Source organism: Pseudoalteromonas sp. PPB1 (assembly GCF_015356275.1).
Taxonomy (GTDB): domain Bacteria; phylum Pseudomonadota; class Gammaproteobacteria; order Enterobacterales; family Alteromonadaceae; genus Pseudoalteromonas; species Pseudoalteromonas rubra_D.
On the sequence record NZ_JACEQV010000018.1, the window covers coordinates 26,207 to 50,292 of the forward strand.

Here is a 24,086-nt window from a genome sequence, read left to right on the forward strand (position 1 = left end):
GTAAACCAATGTTTTAGCGTTTAATCAGTAAATCCGGTAGCGGCACGACAATCTTTTGTTTTTTCACTGGCTCGTCGGCCAGAAACCTGCGGATGGTTTGTGTGACCTCTGGTGAGCGCATAAACAGATTGTGGCCTGCGTTCTCTATTATCACCTGTGTAACGCGACTAAAGTGTCTGACAGCCTCGCGCTGGTTTTGCGGGTAAGTGCGCCCATCTAGTGAACCTGAGAGCACTAATGTTGGTACATCAGATACTGGAGGGGCTCTAAACTCATCACCTAAGTTAAGTCTGTCGATCACGCCCTGAAGTTGTGGCATAGGAAAGTTTAGATACGGGCCAAGCAAAGCTGACCTGCTTTGGTGATTCACTTGTTCCAGCCGTTGTTGTGTAATCCCAGATGCGATGTCCATGGCCAATGGCATCAGTCTGAAGTTGATTTGCGCTTCGCTAAAATAACCTCTGTTTGCGATGTGCTGAAGTGGCTCAATGATCCCCATATCCAAAGCCCGGTAAAGTGCCAGCAGGCGTTTCAGGCCTCGATGTGGGTCGGCTATCATCCCAGATGCCAGACGCTGCATATGCCAGCGCTGAAACAGAAAATCTGTTTTCTTTCCTTTATTATCAGAAATATGTAAGGTTATTGGTGCCGTTTCAAGGCGCTTGTGGACTCTTCGGATCAGCCCGGCAACATCCGGGTAGAGAGCTTTGGCTTTTGATTGCGTGTTAATAGCACTCTGAACGCGGGCAAAGTAAGCGTCTGTCTGAGCTGGGAGTTTAACTGTCTGATTGAGCCCCTCGACACTGGCGAGGACCAACTTATCCAGATTGTTAGGCATGGTTTTGGTTGCGGCCAATGCCAGGTGAGTACCATAACTGATCCCCCATAAAGTCAGTTTGTCAGCTTTTAGATGACGTCTCAGGTCATTCAGATCTTGGGCACTTTGCTCTGTCGTATAGCCTTTAATGTCAATTCCCTGCTGTTGCCAGAATGTGGCACACTCAAGCGCAGCGCGTTGGTACAAGTGCGCCACTTCCACATCTGTTTGTTGCTTAGCCGAATGAGTGGAAATGCTCGATTGGCATGCTGGTAGAGCATCGGATTTACCGGTACCACGCTGATCCAGTGCAATCACATCCCCAAATTCACGCAGGGCCATAAACAAAGGAAAACGAAAGTTGGCGTATTCAGCCGTTTTGATGCCAGAACCGCCGGGCCCCCCGGCGAGGTAAACAATAGGGCTGCCAGGTGTTTTAGTGGTGGCAGGAAAGCGTACATAATGAATGTGAATATCCCGGCTGCCAGCCCGGTTACGGTTTTCCGGAACGGTGACAAACCCTGAAAAGGCTGCTACTTGTTGGTTGTCCTGAGTCTTGAAAATAATAGCCTGTTCATTGTCATATGTCAGTAGGGGCAGATCCTGAGCGAAAGCACCTAAGGTCATTATTGTGCTGAGGAATAGCAGTACGGGTATGATGTAGCTGCGAAAGTGCGTGTATCTGAAGTCTTTCATAGTGATATTCTTGTTTGCTAATTGTGCCTCCAGTTAATCTTGTTCCATTCGAATTATCATGCGATATTCTATCAAATGTATTGATTTTAATAGTAATATCGATAAGCGGTTGAATTCAACCGGTCAAAGGTCGAGGTGGGGGAAGTGTGCAGTATTGTGATAACTGGCATTTACGAGTCATATTTTGTACGCTGCTATTATTAGCGTCAGCTAATTCGCTAGCACGAGACTGGGCACACATAAATTATCAACAGATACGTGTCTGTCCGGGTGGTGAAGTAATACCAAATTTTGAAGATGATGCGTGCACAACACAGTCGTTTTTTAGTGCTGACCCACAGGGACGGGCTATCTGGATAGAAGCTTCGCTGCATTTGTCTGAACGCTGGCAAGAAGGCGCTGAACCACTAGCATTTTACTTGTTTGCGAAAGCCTCTAGTAAAGTCTATCTCAATGGCAGGCTATTGGGCACTAATGGTCGTGTTTCACAGGATGGCGAACATGAACTTGCCGGGCGTATGGACACCCGCTTTTATGTGCCCCCGGGTTTGATAAGAACCGGTGAAAACCGGGTGGTCATACATTTGTCTTCCCACCAGAGTATCTTGCGCCTATCTTCTCCTTTACACCTGGCAGCACTGGGCAAGTATCAAAACAGCACTGATTACTTTGGCATTGAGCCGCATATGCAACTCAGTGTGCTATGTATCCTGCTTCTTGGTGGACTTTATTTACTGATGCTGAGGTTAAGCCCTTTGCGGGCTAAGATCCCTTCCGGGTTGATTTGGTTGATTGGTATCGCAGTTGTTCAGCTAGCTGCTGAACAACTGCGTGGCTGGTTCAGTTACCCGTATCCTTTGCATGATGTCAGATTAGTGCTGATCTTAGTTTGTGCCATGACCTTTGGCTTTGGACTACTGGTTTATTTACTGCGCCTGTGTCAGTTCGATACCAAAGTCAAGCTGAGTGTTCTGGCACCCGTTATAGGCCTTACCTCGATGTTGGTATTTTTTAGTCCCGGGTTTGATCTAAAAACGACGCTGGCGGTGAGCATCCCTGCGCTTGCCGGAGTGGGGGTTGCGTGCTGGTATTATTATCGGCATCGTACCGGCAAAGCCTTACTATTTGCTGCTACCTTGGGTGTTTTTGTTATGGCAGCAATGCTGAGTCTGCAGTCGTTTCACAGTCTGCTTTTCTACGTTATGGTAACCTTGTTACTGGGTGTGTTATTGGGGATGCATATTCGCCAACTGGGTGAACTTCAGATACAGACCATGGCTGATCAGCAGGCCATTGCCAAGTTGCAGGTTAAACTTTCCCAACTGAACAAAACGGGCACGCAGCAGTATCTCACGCTGACTTTTGGTAGTGCGGCTGAACGTATTGATGTCGGACAGATATTATGGTGCCGTGCTGCGGGCGATTATGTTGAGTTACACCTGGACGGAGGCAAAGAGCGCTTATATTCGGGAACACTGAAAAGCTTGATTGATAAACTCCCTGGCACATTCATGCAGGTCCACAGATCTTATCTGGTTGATTTGGATAAGGTCAGACGAGTTGCGCTAAATAAGGATAAAATGGAGTCTGGCTATGCGTTTCTTTATCTCAGTGACGGTAATCGCGTGCCCGTCAGTCGGCGTTTGCTAGGTCAGGTGAGGGGAACTATTGAGTGAAATACAGTGTGCTACCAGGCGGTGCTGGTAGCACAGATGTCGAACTAGTCGATTAAATCTTCTACGCCGACGATAACCCAAGGCGCATCGCCTTGTGTCTTTCTTTCCAGGTGCCAAACTTCGTGAATTGGCTCTTCCTGCTTATCGCCAAGGTCACGATATTTACCTTTGAACATGACACTTACTTCCCAGGCGACCGGTGTGGTTTCCGCACGTACCAACTGAGCATCAACAAACATCACTTCGGTTGCTACCTCACCGTGTTGTGCACGGTCCTGTTTAAACTCTTCGACCAGCTCCGGGCTCAGGTATTCGGCCAGGGTCGCAAAGTCACTCTGGTTCCAGGCATTCTGAACTGTGTGATAGTGATCACGTGCGCCTTGCAAGAAGCCATTTACATCAAAATCTGCAGGCAGGTTAAAGGGTACCTGTTCCTGCTGTTGACCAAATCCACCGCTCACTGTGGCCGACTGTGGTTGCTGACGAAATTGTGGCTGCTGGTTTTGCGGTTGCCCACCATTGTTTTGGCCAAAGTTGCCACCACCAAAGTTACCACCTTGCGGCATACCCGCCATATGGGGTTGTTGGCGTTTGGTCATAAAGGATTTGATCACCTTGAACAACACAAAAGCCAGGATGGCAAATAAGATCATTTCCATAAACTGGAAGCCTTCAAAGTCATCGCCCATCATGGCCGCGATCAGGCCTCCGGCAAGTAAGCCACCCAGTACGCCTGCCATGATGCCTTTTTTATTGGACTTAGGTTTAGCGGTATTAGGTGCCAGAGTCTTAGTATCGACTTGTTTTTTTTGTGCTGTGGTGCTGGTTGCGTGGGTTTTACCCGCACTTTTCTTGCTGCCGAACTTTTTCCGTGCTTCTGCACTGAAGCTGGTAGATACCAGAACGGCGATGAGTGTCATTAAAACAACAAACTGTTTCATGGTGTTCCTCTGAGTTTTAGTTCTGAACGCATTGTAGTTAATCAATGCGGTGAAGCGAAGCGATTTCAAGCGCCTACCCCAGTAACACGGCTTTATAAAATAGGTAAGTATATGAAATTTAGAGTTTTTTTGTGATTTTTGATTAGCGTCGAAATATTCTTGCTAACTGTTCGAAAATATCTGTTATAACTGTATTTATTATCAGCTATTTGTTCTCAAAACTTGGGGAAATGATAAAGCCTCAGCACCCATAACCTGCCTGGGGCTGAGGTATTTATCTGCAAGTGGCGCTTACAACCAACGCAGTGATTCTGTCACGGCGGTTTGATACTGCTCCAGTGGGGTATCGAGATTTGCCACTAAAATGGTATCAGCGCGATCTCCGGGTTTGATGCTGCCGCTGAAGCGTTCATCAGCAAAACGTTCATTGCTACTCTTGGCATCATCGCTATCGGTTGGCACGATAAAAACAGTAACCGGTCCATGATCTGACTGGAAGATCAGGTGCAAGCTGCGTTGTCCTTTAAAATTACAAAATGTCGCGTAGGTCACTTTGCCAGGCATAGCTTCAAGCTTGCCACCAAACATTGCCAGTTTCTCGTTAACTTCCTGAAGTTGCACCTCGCGTGTTAAAGCGAGCGCTTCAGCTTCGTAATAGACGTGCTGCAAGGCATGTTCGCCAGCGTGTAATGGCGCATGGACTGCCGTGGCGAAGTACAAGGATACTGCCAGTAAGGCCGAGGCTGCGGTGGCAAGCGGCGCCTTGAAGCGTCGGTACCAGGCTAATTGTTTGACTTCGGCGGTTTGCTGTATCGTGGTATCAGTATCTGCCTGCTGTTTTGCCAGAATCTTCTGAGCTAAATCATCAGGCACAGAAATCTCTAACGCACTATGCAGCGTCGCATCAAAATCTTGCATCTCTTTGACGAGACGCTGTTTGGCCGGATCGGTGTCTGCCTGAGCAACTACATCCTTATCATTGGGATCGGCAAACAAGCGGCGGCGAAATTCGAGTTCATCCATCAGTTTGATGCCCCTTTTGCTGTTTCGGTCACTTGTGTTAAAGCCTCTTTCAATTGGTTTCTGGCACGATATAGCCTGGTCATCACCGTATTCTTGTTGAGTTCCAGGATCTGTGCGATTTCTTCGCCGGAGCAGCCCATCACGACTTGTAATAGCAGTGGTTCACGGTACTCAGATGACAACAAGCTGATCTGTTTTTGGATCATCATTTGCTCAGTCTGTGAGTCGGGAGATGCACTGCTGGTATCAATCAGAGTGTCCTGCTCAACGTCGGCGTAATCAAATTGTTTGCGTTCAAAACGGCGCGCATTCTCACGCCGCAATATGGTTAATAACCAGGATTTGGCGGCGCTATCGTCCTGCAAAGCGTCAAGTGAACGCCAGGCGCGCAAAAAGGTTTCCTGTACCAAATCCTCAGCAATGGTCGGGTCCTGGCACAACCAATAAGCAAAGCGATAAAGCTCCTTGTTGTAGACCTGGACCAGACTTTCGTAACGTTTTTGTTTTGTGGTCATGCTAATAAGACCTTGTCTCTAGCAAAGTTATTTCATCAAACCGAAGAAAAATTAATATAACGGTTCAAGATGCTGTTTTTTAGAGTTTTTAATCTGCTTATGTTGTGCCGCTAAAAGGCGATACAGCAACACCAGATCAACATTCTCCTGCTTGGCACTATAGAGCGCGCCTTGCAACTTTGCAATTTCGTTTTGCAACTCCTGGCTAAGTTGGTGACGCCAGGTATGAAGTTGCACATGGCCTTGAGCATGGGCAAGGGCTTTTAGCCCTTGATAGCAGGCGGCTAAATCAGCAGCTTTAACGGCACGCTTGATCTGCTGCATTGCTTGTGTTTCGTCCGACGTTACTGGTGTCTGTTCGGGTGTCTTCACCTTGGCTGGCTTTGACTGGCGAGTCAGAAACCAAATCACTAAGGTGACGAGCCACACTAGATAGCCCGACGCAAGCAATGCCCAGTCAAGCCAAGTTTTTTCTGCATTCTGGACGACAATCTGCGGCTCGAAGTCGGTATCTGCTTGCCTGGGGGCTTCAATAACGGGGGCCGGTGCAACGGATACCTGGTTTGGATCGGCCTTTACCTCAATCGTGCGGGATGGCAAGGTGGCATATTGCACTTTGTTAATGACGGTATTAAACCAGGGCACTTTGATTTCTGGCAGAGTGTACGTCCCCGGCGTTTGAGGGAGCAGGGCATAGGAGGCGATCAATTGAGAGATCACCCGACCATCACGGGTCATCTGTTTGCGATCAGTCTCATCTGGATAAGTTCTGAAACCATCTACATCAGGCACCTCTATGTCAGGCAGTTGTTCTTTAGTTACACCAAGTGCTGTGAGTGTCAGAGTACGTGTGATTGGTGTGCCAACCACAACAGCTTGATCGCTTGGCTGCCATTCTTCGCTGAGGTTGACCAGTTCGCTGGGTAGCCAGGTGCCTGAGTAGGTGTCGGGGATTGGCTTGACTTCTACCTCAATGCTGTCACCCATCGCCGATACAGCCAGGCGACGGTAGCCCTCGCGTATTTGGCCATTAAAGATGGGCGGCTCAAGTGTAAAGGTACCGCTTTTTTGTGGTTGGACCAGATATTCTCGAGTCACTACCATATAACGACGACCATTGACGATTTCATAGTCTTCACTTTGTTTGCCCAGCTGGGCAATTTGTGCCTCTTGCATTTGTGGCGCACTGAGCTGACCATCAAGCAGATCCTGACCGATATAGAGTTTAACGGTATATAGGGCAGCTTGCTGCACATGTAAAGTGTCTGGCTTGAGGGCTGTTTTAATAAAGAGGTTTTGCTGCGCTTCGCCATCTTGTTCGCGGGCAAGTACTTTGAGTTTGATAGGACGGGACTGTTGGCCTGCTACCTCAAAGCTGGGAATGGTAAATTCGCCTGCTTTGCGCGACAACAGTTGCATTTGCCAACTGGTCGTGCTGCTCATGCTGCCATTGATGATGCTGGTTCTGGAGCTGGTGCTGATTGGGCTGGTGACAAACTGACCACTCAGCGCACTGGTGTCGGGGATCTGGCCCGAGACCTTACCGTTGGCTTCTATGGTCAATGTAAAGTATTCACCGACCAACACCGGGTTTTTATCTACACTGGCGCTGAGTTGGTCTACGGCCCAGGCAGGCATCATTGTAATAAGTAAGATCACGGATCCCAGTAATCGCGTTACCATGATTTTTCGACTCCTCGCGGGTGACGCTGGCGCACCCGTTGTTGTGATTCCAATAACATTTTGTTGCGTAGCAAGATGGCCGGATCGTCCGGTACTTTACGAAGTAACTGATCGAGTTGCTGCGCTTTTTCTTTCTCTTGTGGTGTCAGTGGGCGACTTTGCATCAGTTGCTGTGCGCGCTCCGACTGCTCCTCACCGTCAGCAGCCTGTTGCTGAGCTTGTTGTGCAGACTGAGCGGACTGCTCAGTCTGTTCCTGTTGCTCATTCTGTGCGGCAGATTGCGCCAGTTCAGGCGCATTGTCATTGTCTGATTGTCCAGCGCTATCTGAGTCCGAACTTTGCTGCTCTTGTGCGTCACTGTCAGATTGCTCGCCATTTTGCTGCTCGCTTTGCTGATTACTTTCTTGTTGTTCACCACCTTGTTGTTGCTGCCCGCTTTCCTGCTGCTGGTCGCTTTGTTGCTCATTACCTTGCTGCTGGCCATCTTGCTGTTGTTCGCCATCTTGTTGCTGATCTTTTTGATCGCCAGATTGCTCCTGGTTGTCAGACTGATCGCCATTTTGCTGTTGTGACTCTTGTTGCTGGGCTTTTAGATCTTCAACAAGCTGCTTATTGTCCTGTGCTTGTGTGAAGTCAGGGTCCAGTTGCAAAGCCTGTTCATAGGCCGCAATGGCCTCGTCCAGTTGTCCTGATTTAGCCAGCGCATTGCCATAGTTGTACTGGCCAATGGCTGAAGTCGCGTGTTTAAGTTGTTCCGCTGCCTGCGCGTACTCACCGGCCTTGTATAAAGCGGCCCCTTTTAAAGTGGGATCCTGAGCGCTCTGTGCTTGTTCGAAGTCACCTTGTTGGTAAGACTCCAGTGCCTGTTGGTCCTGATTTTTAAACCAGTTACTCCAGTCTGCACTATACCCGACTTGCGGCTGTATCAGTGCCACAACCAAAATTGCCAGCGTAAGTGGCTGAGAGCGCATTAACCACAGCGCCAGCGGCACTATGATAAATAGCAGGTATTTACCGGCATCCAAATGCCAAAGAGCCTCACCAGGTTGTTCATTGCTGTCCAAGTCTGTCACTTTATTTGGGGCAAATGTTTTGATGTCGCTGTCGCTGTGTGTGTAAGTGGCATAGCGGCCTCCCTGACGTGAGGCGAGGGCTGAAAGGCGCTCAGGGTCGAGTTTAGGGACTACAATTTGCCCGTAGCGATCTTTCAAAAAGCCACCCTCAGGCAGGCCAATTGGTGCACCTTCTAAGGTGCCAATACCATACACATGCAGCGTATAATTTGTGCCATTAAATAAATCTGAAATATCCGCCAGTTCGTCTTGCTCTACCTCATCGCTGATCAGGATAATTTCACCGTCTGCGTAACCTGCCTGATCAAGTAAGATCTTGGCCTGATCCAGGCCTGCCAGCACGTTAGCGCCTTTGCTGGGCATGATTTCAGGACTCAGGCTGGGCACCAGGTTTTCTAGTGTTTTAATATCATCCGTTAATGGCGACACCACAAAGGCATCTCCAGCATAGGCAACCAGTGCAGTATCACCTTCGGTAAATTGACCAATCATATCCAGGGTTTTGAAACGAGCCTGGGTCAGTCGGTTAGGCTGAATATCTGTGGCATACATTGAGTACGACATATCCATGACCAGTACCCGGGCTTGTTTGCTTTTAAAAACGGGTACCGTGTGCTTTTCAAAGCTGGGTCCTGCTGCGGCCAAAATACTGAGTAACAGCAACAAGCTGACCAGCCAGGGTGTACTACTGCCTTGCTTTCGGGGACCATCTTCCAATACGAACTGGGCAAGATGTGGGGCGATCAATTGGCCGTCGTTACTACGATGACGTTTAATCCACTGTATGCCTGTCAGCAGTAGCCAGGGAAGGAGCAACCACAACAAAGCGGGGCGAATAAAAATAAACTCGGTCATAGTGGCTTCACTCGCAATTGTCTGATGGCTTTACTGAGTAACGTCAGGCTCCATAACGCCAGCGCTATCAGTAAGGGGACATAAAAGAGCGACAGTCTGGGTCTGAAGGTTTGGTTCTCATCGGCTATCGGCTCAAGCTTATCGAGCTCCGCATAGATCTGCTGTAGCCCTTTCACATCTTTGGCCCGGAAATACGCACCACCGGTTTCAGAGGCGATGTGTTTGAGGGTATTCTCATCTATGCTGCTGCCAGCCATACCGCCCATGCCAAACAAGCTAAACCCACCCTGGCCATCCGAACCGACACCGACGGTATAGATTTTAATGCCTTCTTCGCGGGCGAGGATCAGCGCTTCTTCTGGTTTTAGATTACCGGCAGTATTCTGGCCATCGGTGAGCAAGATTAAAATACGGCTGCTTTGCTCTTTTTGGTTGAAGCGCTTGACCGATAACCCGATTGCGTCACCAATGGCGGTTGCGCGTCCAACCAGACCTATCTGTGCTTCGAGTAACATCTGGCTGACGGTTTGTAAATCTCGAGTCAAAGGGGTTTGTAAAAAGGCGGTATCGCCAAATAAGATCAGGCCCAGTCGATCTCCCTGACGTTCAACGATGAAGTCAGATAAAACCGCTTTGACCACCGACAGGCGGTCGACATATTTGCCCTGGTAAGCCATATCTTGTTCTGTCATCGAGCCTGACAAGTCAACGGCCAGCATAATATCGCGTCCTTCGTTGGGTAAGGTGATTGGGTCATCAAGCCAGCTGGGGCCGCTCAGTGCCACAACCAGGCATAACCAGATCAATGCTTCTAACACATTAACGCTGCGTTTCGGGCGAGCCATATTTTGTCCGGAGCCGCTTTGTTGCTGATAGCCAGGCATTCGTAAGCGGATCTGAGTTTGTGCAGTGGCTGGCTTAAGGCGTGCAATCAGCCAGGGCAGGGGAAGCAAGAGCAGCGCCAGTGGCCAGTCAAGTTCAAACATTGACGGCCTCCTTGGTTTTGAAGGTTTTAATTGCCGACATCAGCTTAGTGCACGCCAGCGTCGGGTTACTGCTATATAACGAATTGAGGTCCTGCTGGTCGAACTGCTGGCCTGTGAGTTTGTTGAGCAACTTCAGCCACTGCGCTGTAGGCTGAGCTGCGTGCTCATTGCCATAATAGTGCCGGGCCAGACGTTTGAGTATGCCATGTAATGCCAGTGCATCCTGGGCATGTTGTTCACTCAGCTGAATGGCTTCGCGTTTGGCGGCATTATGCTGCCATTTTTTGACAGCCAGCCAGATACTGACGCTCACTATCAATATGACTGCAATGATCACCGCCCAGCTGACAGGGGTAAGTGGCCACCAGTCAACCTGCTCGGGTGGGATCACATCATGAAGCGCGTCTAAGGGGTTCTGCATCATCATTTACCTGGAGATCTGGGTTTCAATTGGCGCTGAGGCACAAAACGTTTGCATGGTCATTCCGGCACGCTGCAAGCGTGCCAGTCTGTTCTGAAAAGCTTGCTCAGCCTGCTCGGCAAACTGGGTTCTGAATTGCTTATCCGCTAACGGTAAAGTCCAACTGCCAGACGCGGAGCTGACTTCTACCGCATCCTTATAAGCCGGTAAGGTGTGCTCAAACGGGTCGCTGATCTGGCAGCCAATCAGTTCACAATGCCGGCTAAGGTGCTCAAGCTGCTTAAAACTGGCTTCATTGAGCTGGCTAAAATCCGAGATCAAATAGATAAGACTGCCGGGCTTGGCCAGGTGTGACAAACGTTTCAGATTATTGTCAAAGCTTGAGGCCTGGTTTTCACCGCGCTGAGCAAGGCTTTGTGCATGGATATCACATAGTTGGTGACAAAATGCCAGCACTCCTTTGTCACGTGCGGTGGGTTTAAGTTCATGGTGACCGTGTTCGCTGAACACGACGCCACGAGTCGATCACCTCGGGCGCACGCAGACCAGGCAACCAGGGCACTCAGGTGGGCAGCCTGAACAGACTTAAGCAACAAGCGACTGCCGAACAGCAACGGGCTGGACAGATCGCAAAAAATAAACACCGGACGCTCCTTTTCTTCCTGATAGAGCTTGGTATGCGCTTCTCCGGTGCGCGCAGTCACTCGCCAGTCTATGGCACGGATATCATCCCCGTACTGATACTGACGTACTTCTGCAAACTCCATTCCCCGGCCTTTATGCGGGGCCAGGTATTGCCCGGCCTGATCGCTGCGAATAGCGCGTTTGGGCTTAAGGTCCAGCAGGCGTGCCTTACTTTTATAGTACAACAGCTCTTTGAGTGTCAGCTCAACACCATTGCTGTGGCTTTGTGTCAGCCAACTAGTGTGATCAACGGATTGCATAGCATGCTTCATAATCGCAACCACTTACGGAACGGGTACCAGTTCCAGAATACGGCTGATCACCTGATCTTTACTGATCCCATCTGCCTGTGCTTCATAGCTCAGAATGATACGGTGACGCAGCACGTTATGCAGGACAGCCTGAATATCATCTGGTGTGACAAAGTCTTGTCCTTGTAACCAGGCATGAGCGCGAGCACATTTATCCAAAGCAATGGTCGCTCGTGGGCTGGCACCATATTCAATCCAGGCGCCCAGCTGCGGGTCCAACTTGGCGGCTTCACGCGTGGCGATGATTAATTGCACCAGATATTGTTCAAGCGGCTCAGCCAGATGCAGTGAAAGTACTTTTTTACGTGCTTCAAACAAGGTTTGTTGTGAAATAGGGGTGAACTGCACGCTTTGTTCAGACAGTGCTTCGCCACGGGTTAAGCGCAGTATCTCCAGCTCAGTGCTGGCTTGCGGGTAATCAATATTGAGATGCAACAGGAAACGGTCAAGTTGCGCTTCTGGTAACGGGTAGGTCCCTTCCTGTTCCAGCGGGTTTTGTGTTGCCATTACCATGAAAAGCTCGGGCAGTGGATAGGTTGTTTTGCCTACCGTGATCTGCCTCTCCGCCATGGCTTCGAGCAGCGCAGACTGCACTTTGGCCGGCGCACGGTTAATTTCGTCCGCGAGGATCAGGTGGTGAAACAGGGGGCCTTTTTCAAACACAAACTCGCTGGTTTGCTGGCGATAGATGTCGGTACCGGTAATATCGGCAGGCAACAAGTCCGGGGTAAACTGAACGCGCTGAAAGCTTCCTTCAATGCCCTTTGCCAGGGCGTTTACGGCACGGGTTTTAGCCAGTCCCGGCGGGCCTTCAACCAGTAAGTGGCCATCTGCCAGTAAGGCGATTAATAGCGCTTCTGTCAGTGCGCTCTGACCTAAGATTTGCGAGTCGAGGTAGTTTTTCAGTTCACTAAATGCGTTTACTGCCATGGTGCTTTGTCCTTGTTGTGACAAATTTTTTGCTTATTTATAAGGATTGAGGCGCAAAACTCAAGGTTTTGCGGGCGTTTTTTTGTAACTTGATTAGACACTGAATTGGGTAAAAGTTCATAAATCTTCATTTATTTTTCAGTGACTTTTTGAATTGAACAAAAATCAGACTAGATTTAAAAGCGGCAATTGGATAGGCCCTGTGAGTCGTGCTTGAATTACAAGATTTTCTAATTAGCTATTGGCATTAAGGATTCGGTTGTTTAGAATCAAGCGACAATAACAGGTCAGACCTGTCAGCGGGAGAGCAAAATTCATGTCTGAACAAAACATTCTAAAAACAACAACAGGGGATCGCATTGCCATTGTTTCTGGTTTGCGTACACCCTTTGCGAAACAGGCCACGGCCTATCACCATGTACCAGCACTGGACCTGGGTAAGGTCGTCGTCAATGAAATGCTGGAACGTCTGAATATCGATAAAACAGAGATAGATCAGCTGGTCTTTGGTCAGGTGGTGCAAATGCCTGAAGCACCTAACATCGCGCGTGAAATCGTGCTGGGCACAGGCATGCCTGTGTCAGTCGATGCTTATTCAGTTTCACGTGCTTGTGCCACCAGTTTCCAGGCTGTGGCGAATGTTGCGGAATCTATTATTGCAGGTCATACGGCTGTCGGCATTGCCGGCGGTGCAGATTCATCGTCGGTTTTACCGATCGGTGTGAGCAAAAAGCTGGCAGGCAGCCTGGTTGATCTCAATAAGGCGCGTACTTTGTCACAGCGTCTGAAAATTTTCTCAAAGCTGAGACTGAAAGACCTGATGCCGGTGCCTCCTGCGGTTGCAGAGTACTCAACGGGCTTGTCTATGGGCCAGACTGCTGAGCAAATGGCCAAAACCCATGCAATCAGCCGTGCTGATCAGGACGCGCTGGCGCACCGTTCACACACCTTGGCTGCCAAGGCCTGGGATGATGGCTTGTTAAAAGATGAAGTCATGGCAGCGCACGTTGAACCATACAAAGGCTTTATTGAAAAAGACAACAACATTCGTGCGAACTCGTCACTGGAAGGCTATGCGAAATTACGCCCGGTTTTTGACCGTAAGCACGGCTCTGTGACGGCGGCAAACGCGACACCACTGACTGATGGTGCGGCTGCGGTACTGATGATGAGTGAAAGCAAAGCCAAAGCACTGGGTTACGAAATTCTGGGTTATGTACGCAACTATGCATTTACCGCTATCGGTGTGCACGAAGACATGTTGATGGGTCCGGCTCACTCCACGCCACTGGCACTGGAGCGCGCTGGTCTTACTCTGCAAGACCTGGATTTAATTGAAATGCACGAAGCGTTTGCGGCGCAAACCCTGGCTAACATGAAGATGTTTGCCTCTGATAAGTTTGCTCAGGAGAAGCTGGGTCGCAGCAAAGCGCTGGGTGAAATCGATATGGATAAATTCAACGTAAACGGTGGTTCTTTGGCCTATGGTCACCCGTTTGCGGCAACAGGCGCGCGTTTGATCACGCAAACCCTGAATGAACTGAAACGTCGCGGCGGTGGACTTGCGCTGACTACCGCTTGTGCGGCTGGTGGTCTGGGTGCTGCCTTTGTATTGGAGAGTGCATAATGTCAGTATTTAGTTATGAATTAAACAGCCACCGCGTGGCCATCGTCACCATCGATGTGCCGGGCGAGAAGATGAACACGCTGCGCGACAGCTTTGCCGATGAGCTGTTGACTATTCTGGAGCAGGGCCGCAATGATGATGTGACTGGCATGGTGTTTGTCAGCGGTAAAGACGATAACTTCATCGCCGGTGCCGACATCAAGATGTTGGATCAGGCAAAAACGCGCGAAGATGCGCTGCGCTTATCCGAAATGTGTCAGCAAGCGTTTTTTAAAATGCAGAAACTACCATTCCCAACTGTCGCTGCCATTCATGGTGCGGCCCTTGGTGGTGGCCTTGAATTTGCACTGGCATGTGATTATCGCGTATGTAGCGACGATGACAAAACCAAGCTGGGTCTGCCAGAAGTACAGTTGGGCCTGTTACCGGGCGGTGGTGGTACACAACGCCTGTCTAAACTGGTTGGTATCCAAAAAGCGCTGGAGTGGATGCTCACAGGTAAGCAAGTGCGTGCCAAGCAGGCTAAAAAGGCCGGTCTGGTAGATGACAGTGTACCACACAGCATCTTGCTGGACGTGGCCATTAAACTGGCCCGGGGTAGCAAGCCTAAAGCACGTAAGCCTAAGCTGGACAAACTGAGTCAGCTGCTGGAATCAAATCCGTTTGGTCGCAACATCATCTTCAAAAAAGCGCAAGAAAATGTTGAGAAGAAAACCGGTGGCCACTATCCGGCGCCGCTGGCTATCATCAAGGCGGTCCGTGCATCGGTTGAGTTAGGCGAATTGAAAGCCTATAAAACAGAAGCCGAAGGCTTTGCCGATTTAGTAATGACAGAAGTATCTCAGTCATTACGTGGCATTTTCTTTGCCACCACCGAAATGAAAAAAGAATGGCAAAGTGACGATGCGCCTAAAATCAATCGTGCGGCAGTGCTTGGTGGTGGTCTGATGGGCGGCGGTATTGCCCATGTCAGCGCAGTGAAAGCTGGCGTGCCGGTACGAATTAAAGATGTGGCACATCAGGGGATCAGCAATGCCCTGAGTTACAGTTACAAGATCCTGTCGAAAAAGCAGAAAAAACGTATCTTGTCCAAAGCTGAGTTACAGCTGGCGATGAACCGCATCACAGGCACAACCGATTACACTGGCATGCGTCATACCGATATCGTCATTGAAGCAGTATTTGAAGACCTGGCACTGAAGCAAAGCATGGTCGCGGATATTGAACGTGAATGTACTGAGCAAACGATTTTTGCCAGCAACACTTCGTCATTGCCGATTGCCCAGATCGCTGAAAACGCAGCGCGTCCTGAAAATGTCATTGGTCTGCATTACTTCTCTCCGGTAGAAAAGATGCCATTGGTTGAGATCATTCCGCATGAAGGGACCTCAGAAGAGACTATCGCACGTACAGTTAACTTTGCTCGCAAGCAAGGTAAGACGCCCATCGTGGTAAAAGATAAAGCGGGTTTTTACGTTAACCGCATCCTCGCGCCTTATGTGAATGAAGCGGCGAACTTGCTGCTGGCGGGTGAGCCGATTGAGAAAATTGATCAGGCTCTGGTTGAGTTTGGCTTCCCGGTTGGGCCTTTGGCATTGCTGGATGAAGTGGGCGTAGACATTGGTTCAAAAATTGCGCCAATCCTGGAAAAAGAGCTGGGTGATCGTTTCAAAGCGCCTGATGCATTTGCTCGCATGATTGATAGTAAACGTCTGGGCCGCAAAACCGGAAAAGGCTTTTACAAATACGAAAGCAAAGGCAAAAAAGTGGATGAGTCTGTCTACGATTTGCTGGGTATTACACCGGCTCCGCGTCTCAACAAGCAAGAAATTGCCAGCCGCTGTGTTGCACAGATGCTAAATGAGGCGGCTCGTTGTCTGGACGAGGGCATTATTGCCAGCGCCCGAGATGGCGACATTGGTGCCATTTTTGGTATTGGCTTCCCACCATTTTTGGGCGGACCATTTAGCTACATGGACAAGCGCGGCCTGAACAAGGTGTGTTCTGAGCTCTCTACCTATGCAACCGACAATGCGGTGTTTACACCTGCAGAGCCGCTTTTGGCAAAGGCTGAAGCAGGCGAAGCCTACTATAGTTAACTCCTTGTCTGAGCATGTAAAAAAGCCGCATTTATGCGGCTTTTTTATTTTCGGCTAAAATAAGGGGATAATTGTCGTCACCTTGTTTGCTCATCTTGCAATGGTAATTGCAGGTGATGGTGCGCGTCAGTGGCCCGGGGACAAGGCATGCACAGCAGGTACTTTTTCACTTTTATCGCTACACTTGTTAGCGCGACGGTGTTCGCGAACGTGGTCATGTTGTACATCAGCGATGATGCCAGCGCTGTGATCACACGCTTTGAGCAGCACTGGCAGCAGCAGGCCGACATTATTTTGCGAGAAGCACAGCTGCTCGATGAACTGGAACGTCAACTGAGTGACAATGACCCTGAACATCAGGTCAGAGATTATTTGTCTGAGCAGCGAGCGTATAGTATCAATACAGATGCTGATGTCGCTCTGCACATAGTGATGATGATTGCTGAGCTGGACTTGAGTGATGCTGAACGAGAGGCGCTTGATGAAGTACAACGCATTCTGAGTGAGCCTCGACAATCAATCCCAGACAAGTCCTTGGACACCGCACCTTTCAAGTTATCTGAAAACCCCTCATCACCGCGCCATCGCCGGCTGGACATTGCCCTCCAGTCATTACGATTAGGTATGGAAGCGAGAATTGAGGAGACCAAGCGACAGCATCAGGTGGCCCTGAATAGTATTATAAATAAGGGCTCTGTTGAAGCCTGGTTGCTGTTGTCTTTGGTTGTGATACTTGCCTGTGCAGGTGCTGTGGTGTTACGTGGCCAGCTTAGGACCATTGAGGAGCGGGCGTGCTTGTTTGATGCAATCCCGGATGCGCTGCTTTATTGTGAGTATAGTGGCAAGATCACCCGGGTTAATCATTCGTGCACCGAATTGTTTGGCTACTCTGTTCAGGAGCTACTGCGCATGTCGGTAGAGGATCTGATCCCTGCGCGATTTCGTGATTTGCACAGCAAAGAGCGGCGCAATTTTACGGGTCGGGCACAAATGCGTCGCAAAGGGCAAAATGGTTTAAATATTATCGGTGTGCATAAGTGTGGTGATGAAATACCCCTGGACATTGCCATTGCCCGAACGGCATTGGGAAAAGAGACCTACTTTGTGGCGGTGATCCGCGACCTTCGTCACGAGTTACAACTGCAAAAAAAAGCAGAAGTCGATTTTTTAACTCAAGTCTTTAATCGAGGTCAGATAGAGCAAATTCTGAATGACGAGCTGAGTCGGGCGAGGCGCTATCAGCGTCCTTTGTCAGTCATGATAGTCGACATAGATAACTTTAAGATATTGAACGATACGCTGGGCCACCAGGCCGGTGATCGCGCTCTAACCGAGCTAAGTCGTTTTTTGGTTTGCTCAGTGCGCCCCAGTGACGGATTGGGTCGTTGGGGAGGTGACGAATTTGTGCTGGTTTGTCCGGAAATTGATGCACAAGAAGCCTTGCAAATGGCACAACGTCTGGTGCGGGCATATTGCGAACAAAACCAGCATGGGCTGAGTTTAAGTATCGGCGTTACGAGTTGCACACAAGTGAGCGAAAAATCGGATTTAGCAAAATTGATTGGGGAGGCAGATCAGGCTTTGTATCAGGCTAAGTCACAAGGTCGTAGCAGAGCGGTGTTATTTGCTGCGGATCAGCACTGACTTTTTACTTTAGCACCAAAAATCCGTACAATCTGCGGCCATTAACCAACCTGAGGACCACCTGCGAGTTGTATGCACCACATTGACGATCTGATCTCGATATTTAATGCCTTATTCTATCCAAAGTACAATACCAAGCTGGTGTCAGGCACAGATGAGCCAATCTATCTGCCAGCAGATACGCAGTGTGATTATCACCGTATTGTATTTGCGCATGGCTTTTATGCCAGTGCCTTGCATGAAGTTGCTCATTGGCTGGTTGCGGGTAAAGCGCGCAGGGCGCAGGAAGATTATGGTTACTGGTACTGTCCTGATGGACGCAGTAAAGATCAGCAACTGGCATTTGAGCAGGTAGAAGTTAAACCTCAGGCTATCGAGTGGGCCCTGAGCACCGCTGCGGGGTTTGCATTTAACGTCTCCGTTGACAATTTAAATGGTGAGCCCACTTGCCGTTTTGCTTTTCAAAAACGTGTTCATGCACAGGTGACGGAGATGGTCACAGCCGGCTTCAACGTTCGCACTCAGGCTTTACTCAAAGCGTTATCTCAGTTTTACTCGACCCCCTGGCCACTCAGTGCTGGCCAGTTTGAATGGCATTGTCCACAGGAGTTTGCAGATGCAGTTTAAACTAGGATTGATAGTCAACCCGGTTGCCGGGTTGGGCGGCGCAGTGGCGTTGAAAGGCAGTGATGGTAGCGACACCGCTGAACTTGCCCGCTCCATGGGTGCTGAGCCAAAAGCACATAGCCGTACGGCACAGGCGCTGGCTTTGTTACACCCCTACCGGGATGTGCTGGAGGTCTATACCGTCAGTGGTGAAATGGGGGAGGAGCTTGCCAAAGAGCACGGTTTTACCACCCGGGTAGTCATGACTTGTGGTACGCCATCGACCCCTGAGGACACTGAGCAGGCCGCCAGGTTACTTGCCGAAGCGAAAGTAGACTTGTTGCTGTTTGCTGGTGGAGATGGGACCGCACGAAATATCTGCTCTGCGATCGGGAGCGAGGCCCCCGTGCTGGGGGTTCCTGCTGGCTGCAAAATCCACAGTGGCGTTTATGCCATTACGCCGAAAGCGGCGGGACGGGTCGTTGAAATGCTCATCAAAGGTGAATTGGTCACCATAGACGATGCCGATGTGATGGACATAGATGAAAATGCATTCAGAGCCGGAACGGTGCGCGCCAAGCGTTATGGTGAAATGCAGGTACCCAGTGAATTGCGTTACGTACAAAGCGTAAAAAATGGCGGTAAAGAAAGCGACGAACTAGTGCTGGCCGATATCGCTGCGTATGTGATTTCAGAGATGGAAGAAGACGAGCAATATATCATGGGCTCAGGCTCAACCGTAGCGGCGATTATGGAAGAGCTGGGGCTTGATAATACCCTGCTCGGAGTAGATTTGATCCGCGATCATACTTTGCTAGGGAGCGACCTGACCGCACAACAGTTGCTGGATAATGTCGGGCAGGCACCCACTAAGCTGGTCATTACCTTAATTGGCGGACAAGGGCATATTTTTGGCCGGGGTAATCAGCAGTTAAGCCCGGCGCTGATCCGCCAGATCGGCAAAGATAATATCATCGTGGTTGCGACTAAAAGTAAGTTGCAGGCACTCAATGGTCGCCCTTTGATAGCGGATACGGGCGATCAGGACTTAGATAACGAACTGAGTGGCTACATCAAAGTAGTAACAGGTTATAATGACCATGTAATGTATGCCGTCGGGCATCAGGATTTAATTTAGGAGACAGAATGTCACTTCAAGCGTATATAGAAGCTGCACAGCAGTTTTTTGATGAATTAGTAGAAAGAGCAAGCGATGACGAACTGTTTGCTGGTGGCTACTTACGCGGTCATTTTGACCTGGCAGTTGGATATGCTCAGGTTGAGGAACTGACGTTATCAGTCGATGAGCTGAATGCCAAAGTTGAATCCAGCCTGGTGAAAGCTTACCGCGACGGTGAGCTTAACGAGGAAGATAAGCATCACGTGGTAACCATCTGGGAGCGACTTAAGCAGTTAGGTGCTTAATTTACCCAAATAAAAAGGCGGTTGATACCGCCTTTTGTCATTTACAGTACCCAGCGCCACACCACAAATAACACTGCAAACGCAATCAAATAGGTAAGACCCGTCCAGGTCAATATTTGCACCAGCTTACTTTGCTGTGCAAACAGTTCTTTGCGGATCAGCGAGAAATTAAGCCAGGCAAAAAATGGCGTGGTTAAAAACGCCAGTGTCATGGCAAACATCAGCATGTCTTTGAGATTAGCCTTAAAAAACAGCACCAGCACCATACCGAATATGGCTTGCAGGGCAATAAACAATGACAGGCTGGCTTTGTTTTTATGTGGTTTGATCAGTTTCACAGCATCATCCAGGGTTCTGGCATAGCCATCCAGTACCGTGATGGTGGTGCCAAACATACATAAAAAGGCAATCGTGGCTATCAACCAGCGCGCCCACTCGCCCAGTGTTAGTGCATACATATCTATCAGCTGTTTAGAAAAAGCGACGCCTGCGAGTTCGATTTTTTGACTCTGGCCATACTGTAGTAGCACACCCAGTGAAAAGAATACCACGGCCAGGAACAGCGTCAGAAAGTAGCCAAGGTTAAAATCAAACAAGCCCTGTGCTTTACTGAGCGATTGAGTGCGAGTTTTGGCTTTGAGCCAGAGCGAATTGATGGCTGAGATTTCAATGGGGGCTGGCATCCAGCCCATCAGGGCCACCATAAATCCCAGTAGTGCAAGCGAGTAGGGGGACGGTGCCGGTTGCGGTGACGGGTGGGCCTGACCCTGTGACACTGCGACCAACAAGGCTGCCAGTGTGGTAAAGCACAAGATGGCCATGATCCCCTTGCTGGCTTTGTCGAGCAGTTTATAGTGACCAAACAATAAGATCCCAAGGCAGATAAATAGTAAGGCATAGCATAAAGTGGTCAACGAGATAGACCAGGGTAACGCATATTGGAGCAGTGCAGCCGTGAGCAACAGTACCCCCGCCGTGTTCACAACTGCAGCGATGACATTGAGCACCACAAACAGATAGAACAAAGCCCGGTTTTTATTGTGATAGCCCGTGACCAGGCTGTTACCGCTATGCAGTGTGTATTCCACCCCAAAACGGAAAAAGGGGTACTTGAGTAGGTTAACCGCAACCACTAACCATAATAGTTGCCAGCCAAATAAGGCGCCAGCCTGGGTGGCGGCGACCAGATGAGAGCCTCCGACTGCGGCGGTGGCCATGAGGATCCCGGGGCCCAGGTTCCTGAGTTTAGCAAACATTGATTCCAACACGACGTTCCATGATTTTTGCCACTCATGTTAACGATTTGAAAGCATTTGCCAAGTGGAAAATGACTGGGCTAATGAGGTTGGGAGATCAAAAGCCCTGTCAGGACGTGTAATTGAGCTAACTGGTGAAGTATTCTTCGGTATCGTCTTTGAGGTCCTGGTAGTCGTCTTCATCCAGGTTAAGTGCATCAAGCACGCTTTGTTTCATCAGTGGCCAGTCTGGCGCCGCGACAAAGCGCTTGTTGGTGTGAACCAGATTCTCTGCCATTTTCAATGTTGAGAAGGTCAGCATTTCTTCATCGCTACGTTTTTCCTGAAGATAGGTAATGTCGTGATGGCGCAGAATAAGCTGACAAATGGGCTTGGGCAAATTCCAACTGTTTGCCAGGTAATAACCAATCACAGCATGGTTGGTCTGGTAGCGGGCTTCTTCGAACTCAACCAGCAAGGTATCGTAATTTCTGTTTGCGGCGCCCAATACCTCGACATAATCCGGGTAATTGAACGCCATGGCGGGAATACCTGCATCATGGAACAGGCCGAGCATGTACAGGTTTTCGACCGGTACTTTACTTTTTATCTTATTGCCAATCAGTGTCGCCACATCGGCAATTTCTTGAGCACTGTCCCAAAAACGCTCCAGCTTGATGCAGCACTTGGATTGATCAAAGGCTTGTTTGAGCAAATAGCCCGTCACCAGCATGGTAATACTGTTGAGTCCCAGAAACATCACAGCCTGGCGAATGTCCGTAATGGTACGTGAAAAGCCATAGCTGGAGGAGTTAATTACTTTTAATACTGCGGCGGAGGTCGCTACATCTGTTGCTATCAGCGCTGCAATTTCGCCTAGCTCAGGTTCGGGTTGTTGCAGTACCTGATGCAAACTTTGCAACAGCTCGGGCTTTGCTGGCAGGCAAAACCCATGATTCATATCCTTAAGCACGGCGTTGTCTATTTCGATCATAGCGGTCTCGTTGAGAAAAATACTGAAAACACGATCAGCCAGCCCAGAGTCTGGCTGGTTTTTCAAGTATAGTAGCTGAGTTGAATTACGCATTCTTTGCGATAACGCAAAATAACGCATAAATAATACCCACGTAATGGATTAAGGAACAAATGAATTGGCATTGTTACGGTTGTTAAGTTAAAGTTGGCTAATTTTCTTTTTAGGGATTAACTATGGAACAAGCGAAAAACGCGAATAACGACACCAGTTTCGTTATGCGATTCCTCAACAACATTGAAAGGGTGGGCAATAAGCTGCCAGATCCTGCCATGATCTTCCTCGGTGCCATGCTGCTGATTTGGCTACTGTCCTGGATGCTGTCAGGCGTCAGTTTTGATGCCATCGATCCACGCACCGGAGAGGCGATTGTTGTTCATAACCTGCTTAGCGGCGATTCTCTGGCTGGCTTTTTGGCCTCAATGGTTAAAACCTTTACTGGCTTTGCGCCTCTGGGCGTAGTTTTGGTTGCTATGCTGGGCGTCGGTGTGGCCGAGCACTCAGGCTATATTAATGCCGGTCTTAAGCTGATGTTGAAGCGCACGCCTCAGGCCCTGCTAACTCCCTCTATCATTTTGATCGCAATCGTAAGCCACACAGCGACCGACGCAGGGTATGTGTTGGTAATTCCATTGGCGGGTGTGATTTTCTATGCCATGGGCCGTCACCCGCTGGCAGGTATTGCAGCGGCATTTGCCGGGGTAAGTGGTGGCTTTAGTGCGAACTTTATTCCGTCAGGTATTGATCCGCTATTGCAGAGCTTCACTCAAAGCGCAGCCCAAATCATCGATCCTGAAATATCGGTCAACCCGCTGAATAACTGGTTCTTCACGTCGGCGTCGAGCATCTTTATTATTCTGCTTGGTTGGTACATTACTGATAAAATTATTGAGCCGCGTCTGGCATCGACCAAAGTCGACGGTGATACTGATGATCTGCCTGAGTTTAACGAAGTAACCGGCAAAGAGCGTTCGGCATTTTACGCGGCGTCTGCTGTCATGCTGGCTGGTATTGGTTTGCTCATCTATGCGGCCAGTGGTGAAGACTCGGCGCTGCGCAGTGAAAGTGGTGCATTGACCGATTTTAGTGCGCCGTTGATGCAGTCCATTGTACCGCTGATTTTCTTACTGTTCTGGATCCCGGGCGCCGTATTTGGTTTTATGGTCGGTACTTTTAAGTCATCAAAAGACATGATAGATGCAATGAGTAAGTCGATGAACTCAATGTCTTATTATATCGTCATGGCGTTCTTCTGTGCGCTGTTTATTGCGGCATTTAGCCAGTCTAATTTGGGGGCATTATTGGCCATCGAAGGCGCAGAAGTATTAAAGGCAATGGCACTGCCAAGCTCTGTGACTGTGATTGGGATTATCTTCCTGACTGCTTTTGTGAACCTGTTTGTTGGTTCAAGTTCAGCGAAATGGGCACTATTAGGCCCAATCTTTGTGCCTATGTTGATGCAACTGGGTATTTCACCAGATCTGTCTCAGGCGGCGTATCGTGTTGGTGATTCCAGTTCAAACATCATTACGCCATTGATGCCTTACTTCCCGCTGGTGGTGGTTTACTGTCAGAAGTATGTGAAAGACACCGGAATTGGTACATTGCTGGCACTGATGTTGCCGTACTCTATTGCTTTCCTGATTGGCTGGAGCTTATTCCTGCTGGCATACTGGGGCCTGAGCATTCCTCTGGGTTTACAGTCTAGCTATATTTATCCGGCAGGTTAATCTGCTGAACTATGGACGGGGCTCCTATGCCCCATCCTGTTTCTCTCTCAAGCAACTGTTCACGCCCGCTTTCAAA

At 49.3% G+C, this 24,086-nt stretch carries 19 protein-coding genes and 1 pseudogene; 8 read left to right on the forward strand and 12 right to left on the reverse strand.

Annotated features, from left to right (window positions below; translation table 11 throughout):
• Window positions 1-13: 13 nt before the first annotated feature.
• On the reverse strand, window positions 14-1,513 hold the full coding sequence (locus IY568_RS17135) for an alpha/beta hydrolase (RefSeq protein WP_228553418.1): 1,500 nt from the start codon (window positions 1,511-1,513) through the stop codon (window positions 14-16).
• Window positions 1,514-1,659: 146 nt separating this feature from the next.
• Here IY568_RS17135 and IY568_RS25335 point away from each other — a divergent pair, with 146 nt between their 5' ends.
• Window positions 1,660-3,189 (forward strand): LytR/AlgR family response regulator transcription factor, encoded by a 1,530-nt coding sequence (locus tag IY568_RS25335; RefSeq protein WP_194868209.1) that lies wholly within the window; start codon window positions 1,660-1,662, stop codon window positions 3,187-3,189.
• A gap of 44 nt (window positions 3,190-3,233) precedes the next feature.
• Here IY568_RS25335 and IY568_RS17145 read toward each other — a convergent pair whose 3' ends face one another.
• From IY568_RS17145 to IY568_RS17185, 9 genes and pseudogenes are all read right to left on the reverse strand, one after another.
• On the reverse strand, window positions 3,234-4,130 hold the full coding sequence (locus IY568_RS17145; protein ID WP_194868210.1) for a Tim44 domain-containing protein: 897 nt from the start codon (window positions 4,128-4,130) through the stop codon (window positions 3,234-3,236).
• Between the two features lie 291 nt (window positions 4,131-4,421).
• The gene (locus tag IY568_RS17150; RefSeq protein ID WP_194868211.1) at window positions 4,422-5,153 is read right to left on the reverse strand and encodes a DUF3379 family protein; all 732 of its coding nucleotides are present in this window, start codon (window positions 5,151-5,153) and stop codon (window positions 4,422-4,424) included.
• The gene (locus IY568_RS17155; protein WP_010382077.1) at window positions 5,153-5,668 is read right to left on the reverse strand and encodes a sigma-70 family RNA polymerase sigma factor; all 516 of its coding nucleotides are present in this window, start codon (window positions 5,666-5,668) and stop codon (window positions 5,153-5,155) included. Before IY568_RS17155 ends, IY568_RS17150 begins: the two co-directional genes overlap by 1 nt.
• A gap of 51 nt (window positions 5,669-5,719) precedes the next feature.
• Window positions 5,720-7,351: a BatD family protein gene (locus IY568_RS17160; RefSeq protein ID WP_194868212.1), complete on the reverse strand. Its 1,632-nt coding sequence runs from the start codon at window positions 7,349-7,351 to the stop codon at window positions 5,720-5,722.
• The gene (locus IY568_RS17165) at window positions 7,345-9,279 is read right to left on the reverse strand and encodes a vWA domain-containing protein (protein ID WP_194868213.1); all 1,935 of its coding nucleotides are present in this window, start codon (window positions 9,277-9,279) and stop codon (window positions 7,345-7,347) included. The genes IY568_RS17160 and IY568_RS17165 overlap by 7 nt, the downstream gene beginning before the upstream one ends.
• On the reverse strand, window positions 9,276-10,265 hold the full coding sequence (locus IY568_RS17170; RefSeq protein ID WP_194868214.1) for a vWA domain-containing protein: 990 nt from the start codon (window positions 10,263-10,265) through the stop codon (window positions 9,276-9,278). The genes IY568_RS17165 and IY568_RS17170 overlap by 4 nt, the downstream gene beginning before the upstream one ends.
• Window positions 10,258-10,686, reverse strand: coding sequence for a DUF4381 domain-containing protein (locus IY568_RS17175; protein WP_171045034.1), 429 nt, complete (start codon window positions 10,684-10,686; stop codon window positions 10,258-10,260). Before IY568_RS17175 ends, IY568_RS17170 begins: the two co-directional genes overlap by 8 nt.
• A gap of 6 nt (window positions 10,687-10,692) precedes the next feature.
• Window positions 10,693-11,630 (reverse strand): annotated as a pseudogene (locus tag IY568_RS17180) (DUF58 domain-containing protein).
• A gap of 24 nt (window positions 11,631-11,654) precedes the next feature.
• Complete coding sequence (locus tag IY568_RS17185) at window positions 11,655-12,611, reverse strand: AAA family ATPase (protein ID WP_010382063.1); 957 nt, start codon at window positions 12,609-12,611, stop codon at window positions 11,655-11,657.
• A gap of 316 nt (window positions 12,612-12,927) precedes the next feature.
• Here IY568_RS17185 and fadI point away from each other — a divergent pair, with 316 nt between their 5' ends.
• From fadI to IY568_RS17215, 6 genes are all read left to right on the forward strand, one after another.
• The gene (fadI, locus tag IY568_RS17190; protein ID WP_125561822.1) at window positions 12,928-14,238 is read left to right on the forward strand and encodes an acetyl-CoA C-acyltransferase FadI; all 1,311 of its coding nucleotides are present in this window, start codon (window positions 12,928-12,930) and stop codon (window positions 14,236-14,238) included.
• A complete protein-coding gene (gene fadJ, locus IY568_RS17195) occupies window positions 14,238-16,337 on the forward strand; it encodes a fatty acid oxidation complex subunit alpha FadJ (RefSeq protein ID WP_194868215.1) in 2,100 nt (699 codons plus the stop codon). Before fadI ends, fadJ begins: the two co-directional genes overlap by 1 nt.
• Window positions 16,338-16,484: 147 nt before the next feature.
• Window positions 16,485-17,981, forward strand: coding sequence for a sensor domain-containing diguanylate cyclase (locus IY568_RS17200; RefSeq protein WP_194868216.1), 1,497 nt, complete (start codon window positions 16,485-16,487; stop codon window positions 17,979-17,981).
• 72 nt (window positions 17,982-18,053) lie between these two features.
• On the forward strand, window positions 18,054-18,608 hold the full coding sequence (locus IY568_RS17205; protein WP_125561816.1) for an elongation factor P hydroxylase: 555 nt from the start codon (window positions 18,054-18,056) through the stop codon (window positions 18,606-18,608).
• Complete coding sequence (locus IY568_RS17210; RefSeq protein WP_194868217.1) at window positions 18,598-19,725, forward strand: ATP-NAD kinase family protein; 1,128 nt, start codon at window positions 18,598-18,600, stop codon at window positions 19,723-19,725. The genes IY568_RS17205 and IY568_RS17210 overlap by 11 nt, the downstream gene beginning before the upstream one ends.
• Window positions 19,726-19,733: 8 nt before the next feature.
• Window positions 19,734-20,012: a YfcL family protein gene (locus IY568_RS17215; protein WP_049863908.1), complete on the forward strand. Its 279-nt coding sequence runs from the start codon at window positions 19,734-19,736 to the stop codon at window positions 20,010-20,012.
• A gap of 41 nt (window positions 20,013-20,053) precedes the next feature.
• Here IY568_RS17215 and IY568_RS17220 read toward each other — a convergent pair whose 3' ends face one another.
• Together IY568_RS17220 and IY568_RS17225 are read right to left on the reverse strand one after the other, a co-directional pair.
• The gene (locus IY568_RS17220; RefSeq protein WP_125561919.1) at window positions 20,054-21,229 is read right to left on the reverse strand and encodes an NRAMP family divalent metal transporter; all 1,176 of its coding nucleotides are present in this window, start codon (window positions 21,227-21,229) and stop codon (window positions 20,054-20,056) included.
• Between the two features lie 166 nt (window positions 21,230-21,395).
• Window positions 21,396-22,241: an HDOD domain-containing protein gene (locus tag IY568_RS17225; protein WP_040644460.1), complete on the reverse strand. Its 846-nt coding sequence runs from the start codon at window positions 22,239-22,241 to the stop codon at window positions 21,396-21,398.
• 215 nt (window positions 22,242-22,456) lie between these two features.
• On the opposite strand from IY568_RS17225, the gene IY568_RS17230 reads away from it, so the two are divergent.
• Window positions 22,457-24,010: an AbgT family transporter gene (locus IY568_RS17230; RefSeq protein ID WP_010382038.1), complete on the forward strand. Its 1,554-nt coding sequence runs from the start codon at window positions 22,457-22,459 to the stop codon at window positions 24,008-24,010.
• The last annotated feature ends 76 nt before the right edge of the window (window positions 24,011-24,086 follow it).

What these genes read in the sequence shown, in the direction of transcription:
- IY568_RS17135 (WP_228553418.1), bottom strand. Translation starts at nt 1,513, where the DNA reads ATGAAAGACTTCAGATACACGCACTTTCGCAGCTACATCATACCCGTA.
- IY568_RS17145 (WP_194868210.1), bottom strand. Translation starts at nt 4,130, where the DNA reads ATGAAACAGTTTGTTGTTTTAATGACACTCATCGCCGTTCTGGTATCT.
- IY568_RS17150 (WP_194868211.1), bottom strand. Translation starts at nt 5,153, where the DNA reads ATGGATGAACTCGAATTTCGCCGCCGCTTGTTTGCCGATCCCAATGAT.
- IY568_RS17155 (WP_010382077.1), bottom strand. Translation starts at nt 5,668, where the DNA reads ATGACCACAAAACAAAAACGTTACGAAAGTCTGGTCCAGGTCTACAAC.
- IY568_RS17160 (WP_194868212.1), bottom strand. Translation starts at nt 7,351, where the DNA reads ATGGTAACGCGATTACTGGGATCCGTGATCTTACTTATTACAATGATG.
- IY568_RS17165 (WP_194868213.1), bottom strand. Translation starts at nt 9,279, where the DNA reads ATGACCGAGTTTATTTTTATTCGCCCCGCTTTGTTGTGGTTGCTCCTT.
- IY568_RS17170 (WP_194868214.1), bottom strand. Translation starts at nt 10,265, where the DNA reads ATGTTTGAACTTGACTGGCCACTGGCGCTGCTCTTGCTTCCCCTGCCC.
- IY568_RS17175 (WP_171045034.1), bottom strand. Translation starts at nt 10,686, where the DNA reads ATGCAGAACCCCTTAGACGCGCTTCATGATGTGATCCCACCCGAGCAG.
- IY568_RS17185 (WP_010382063.1), bottom strand. Translation starts at nt 12,611, where the DNA reads ATGGCAGTAAACGCATTTAGTGAACTGAAAAACTACCTCGACTCGCAA.
- fadI (WP_125561822.1), top strand. Translation starts at nt 12,928, where the DNA reads ATGTCTGAACAAAACATTCTAAAAACAACAACAGGGGATCGCATTGCC.
- fadJ (WP_194868215.1), top strand. Translation starts at nt 14,238, where the DNA reads ATGTCAGTATTTAGTTATGAATTAAACAGCCACCGCGTGGCCATCGTC.
- IY568_RS17200 (WP_194868216.1), top strand. Translation starts at nt 16,485, where the DNA reads ATGCACAGCAGGTACTTTTTCACTTTTATCGCTACACTTGTTAGCGCG.
- IY568_RS17205 (WP_125561816.1), top strand. Translation starts at nt 18,054, where the DNA reads ATGCACCACATTGACGATCTGATCTCGATATTTAATGCCTTATTCTAT.
- IY568_RS17210 (WP_194868217.1), top strand. Translation starts at nt 18,598, where the DNA reads ATGCAGTTTAAACTAGGATTGATAGTCAACCCGGTTGCCGGGTTGGGC.
- IY568_RS17215 (WP_049863908.1), top strand. Translation starts at nt 19,734, where the DNA reads ATGTCACTTCAAGCGTATATAGAAGCTGCACAGCAGTTTTTTGATGAA.
- IY568_RS17220 (WP_125561919.1), bottom strand. Translation starts at nt 21,229, where the DNA reads ATGGCCACCGCCGCAGTCGGAGGCTCTCATCTGGTCGCCGCCACCCAG.
- IY568_RS17225 (WP_040644460.1), bottom strand. Translation starts at nt 22,241, where the DNA reads ATGATCGAAATAGACAACGCCGTGCTTAAGGATATGAATCATGGGTTT.
- IY568_RS17230 (WP_010382038.1), top strand. Translation starts at nt 22,457, where the DNA reads ATGGAACAAGCGAAAAACGCGAATAACGACACCAGTTTCGTTATGCGA.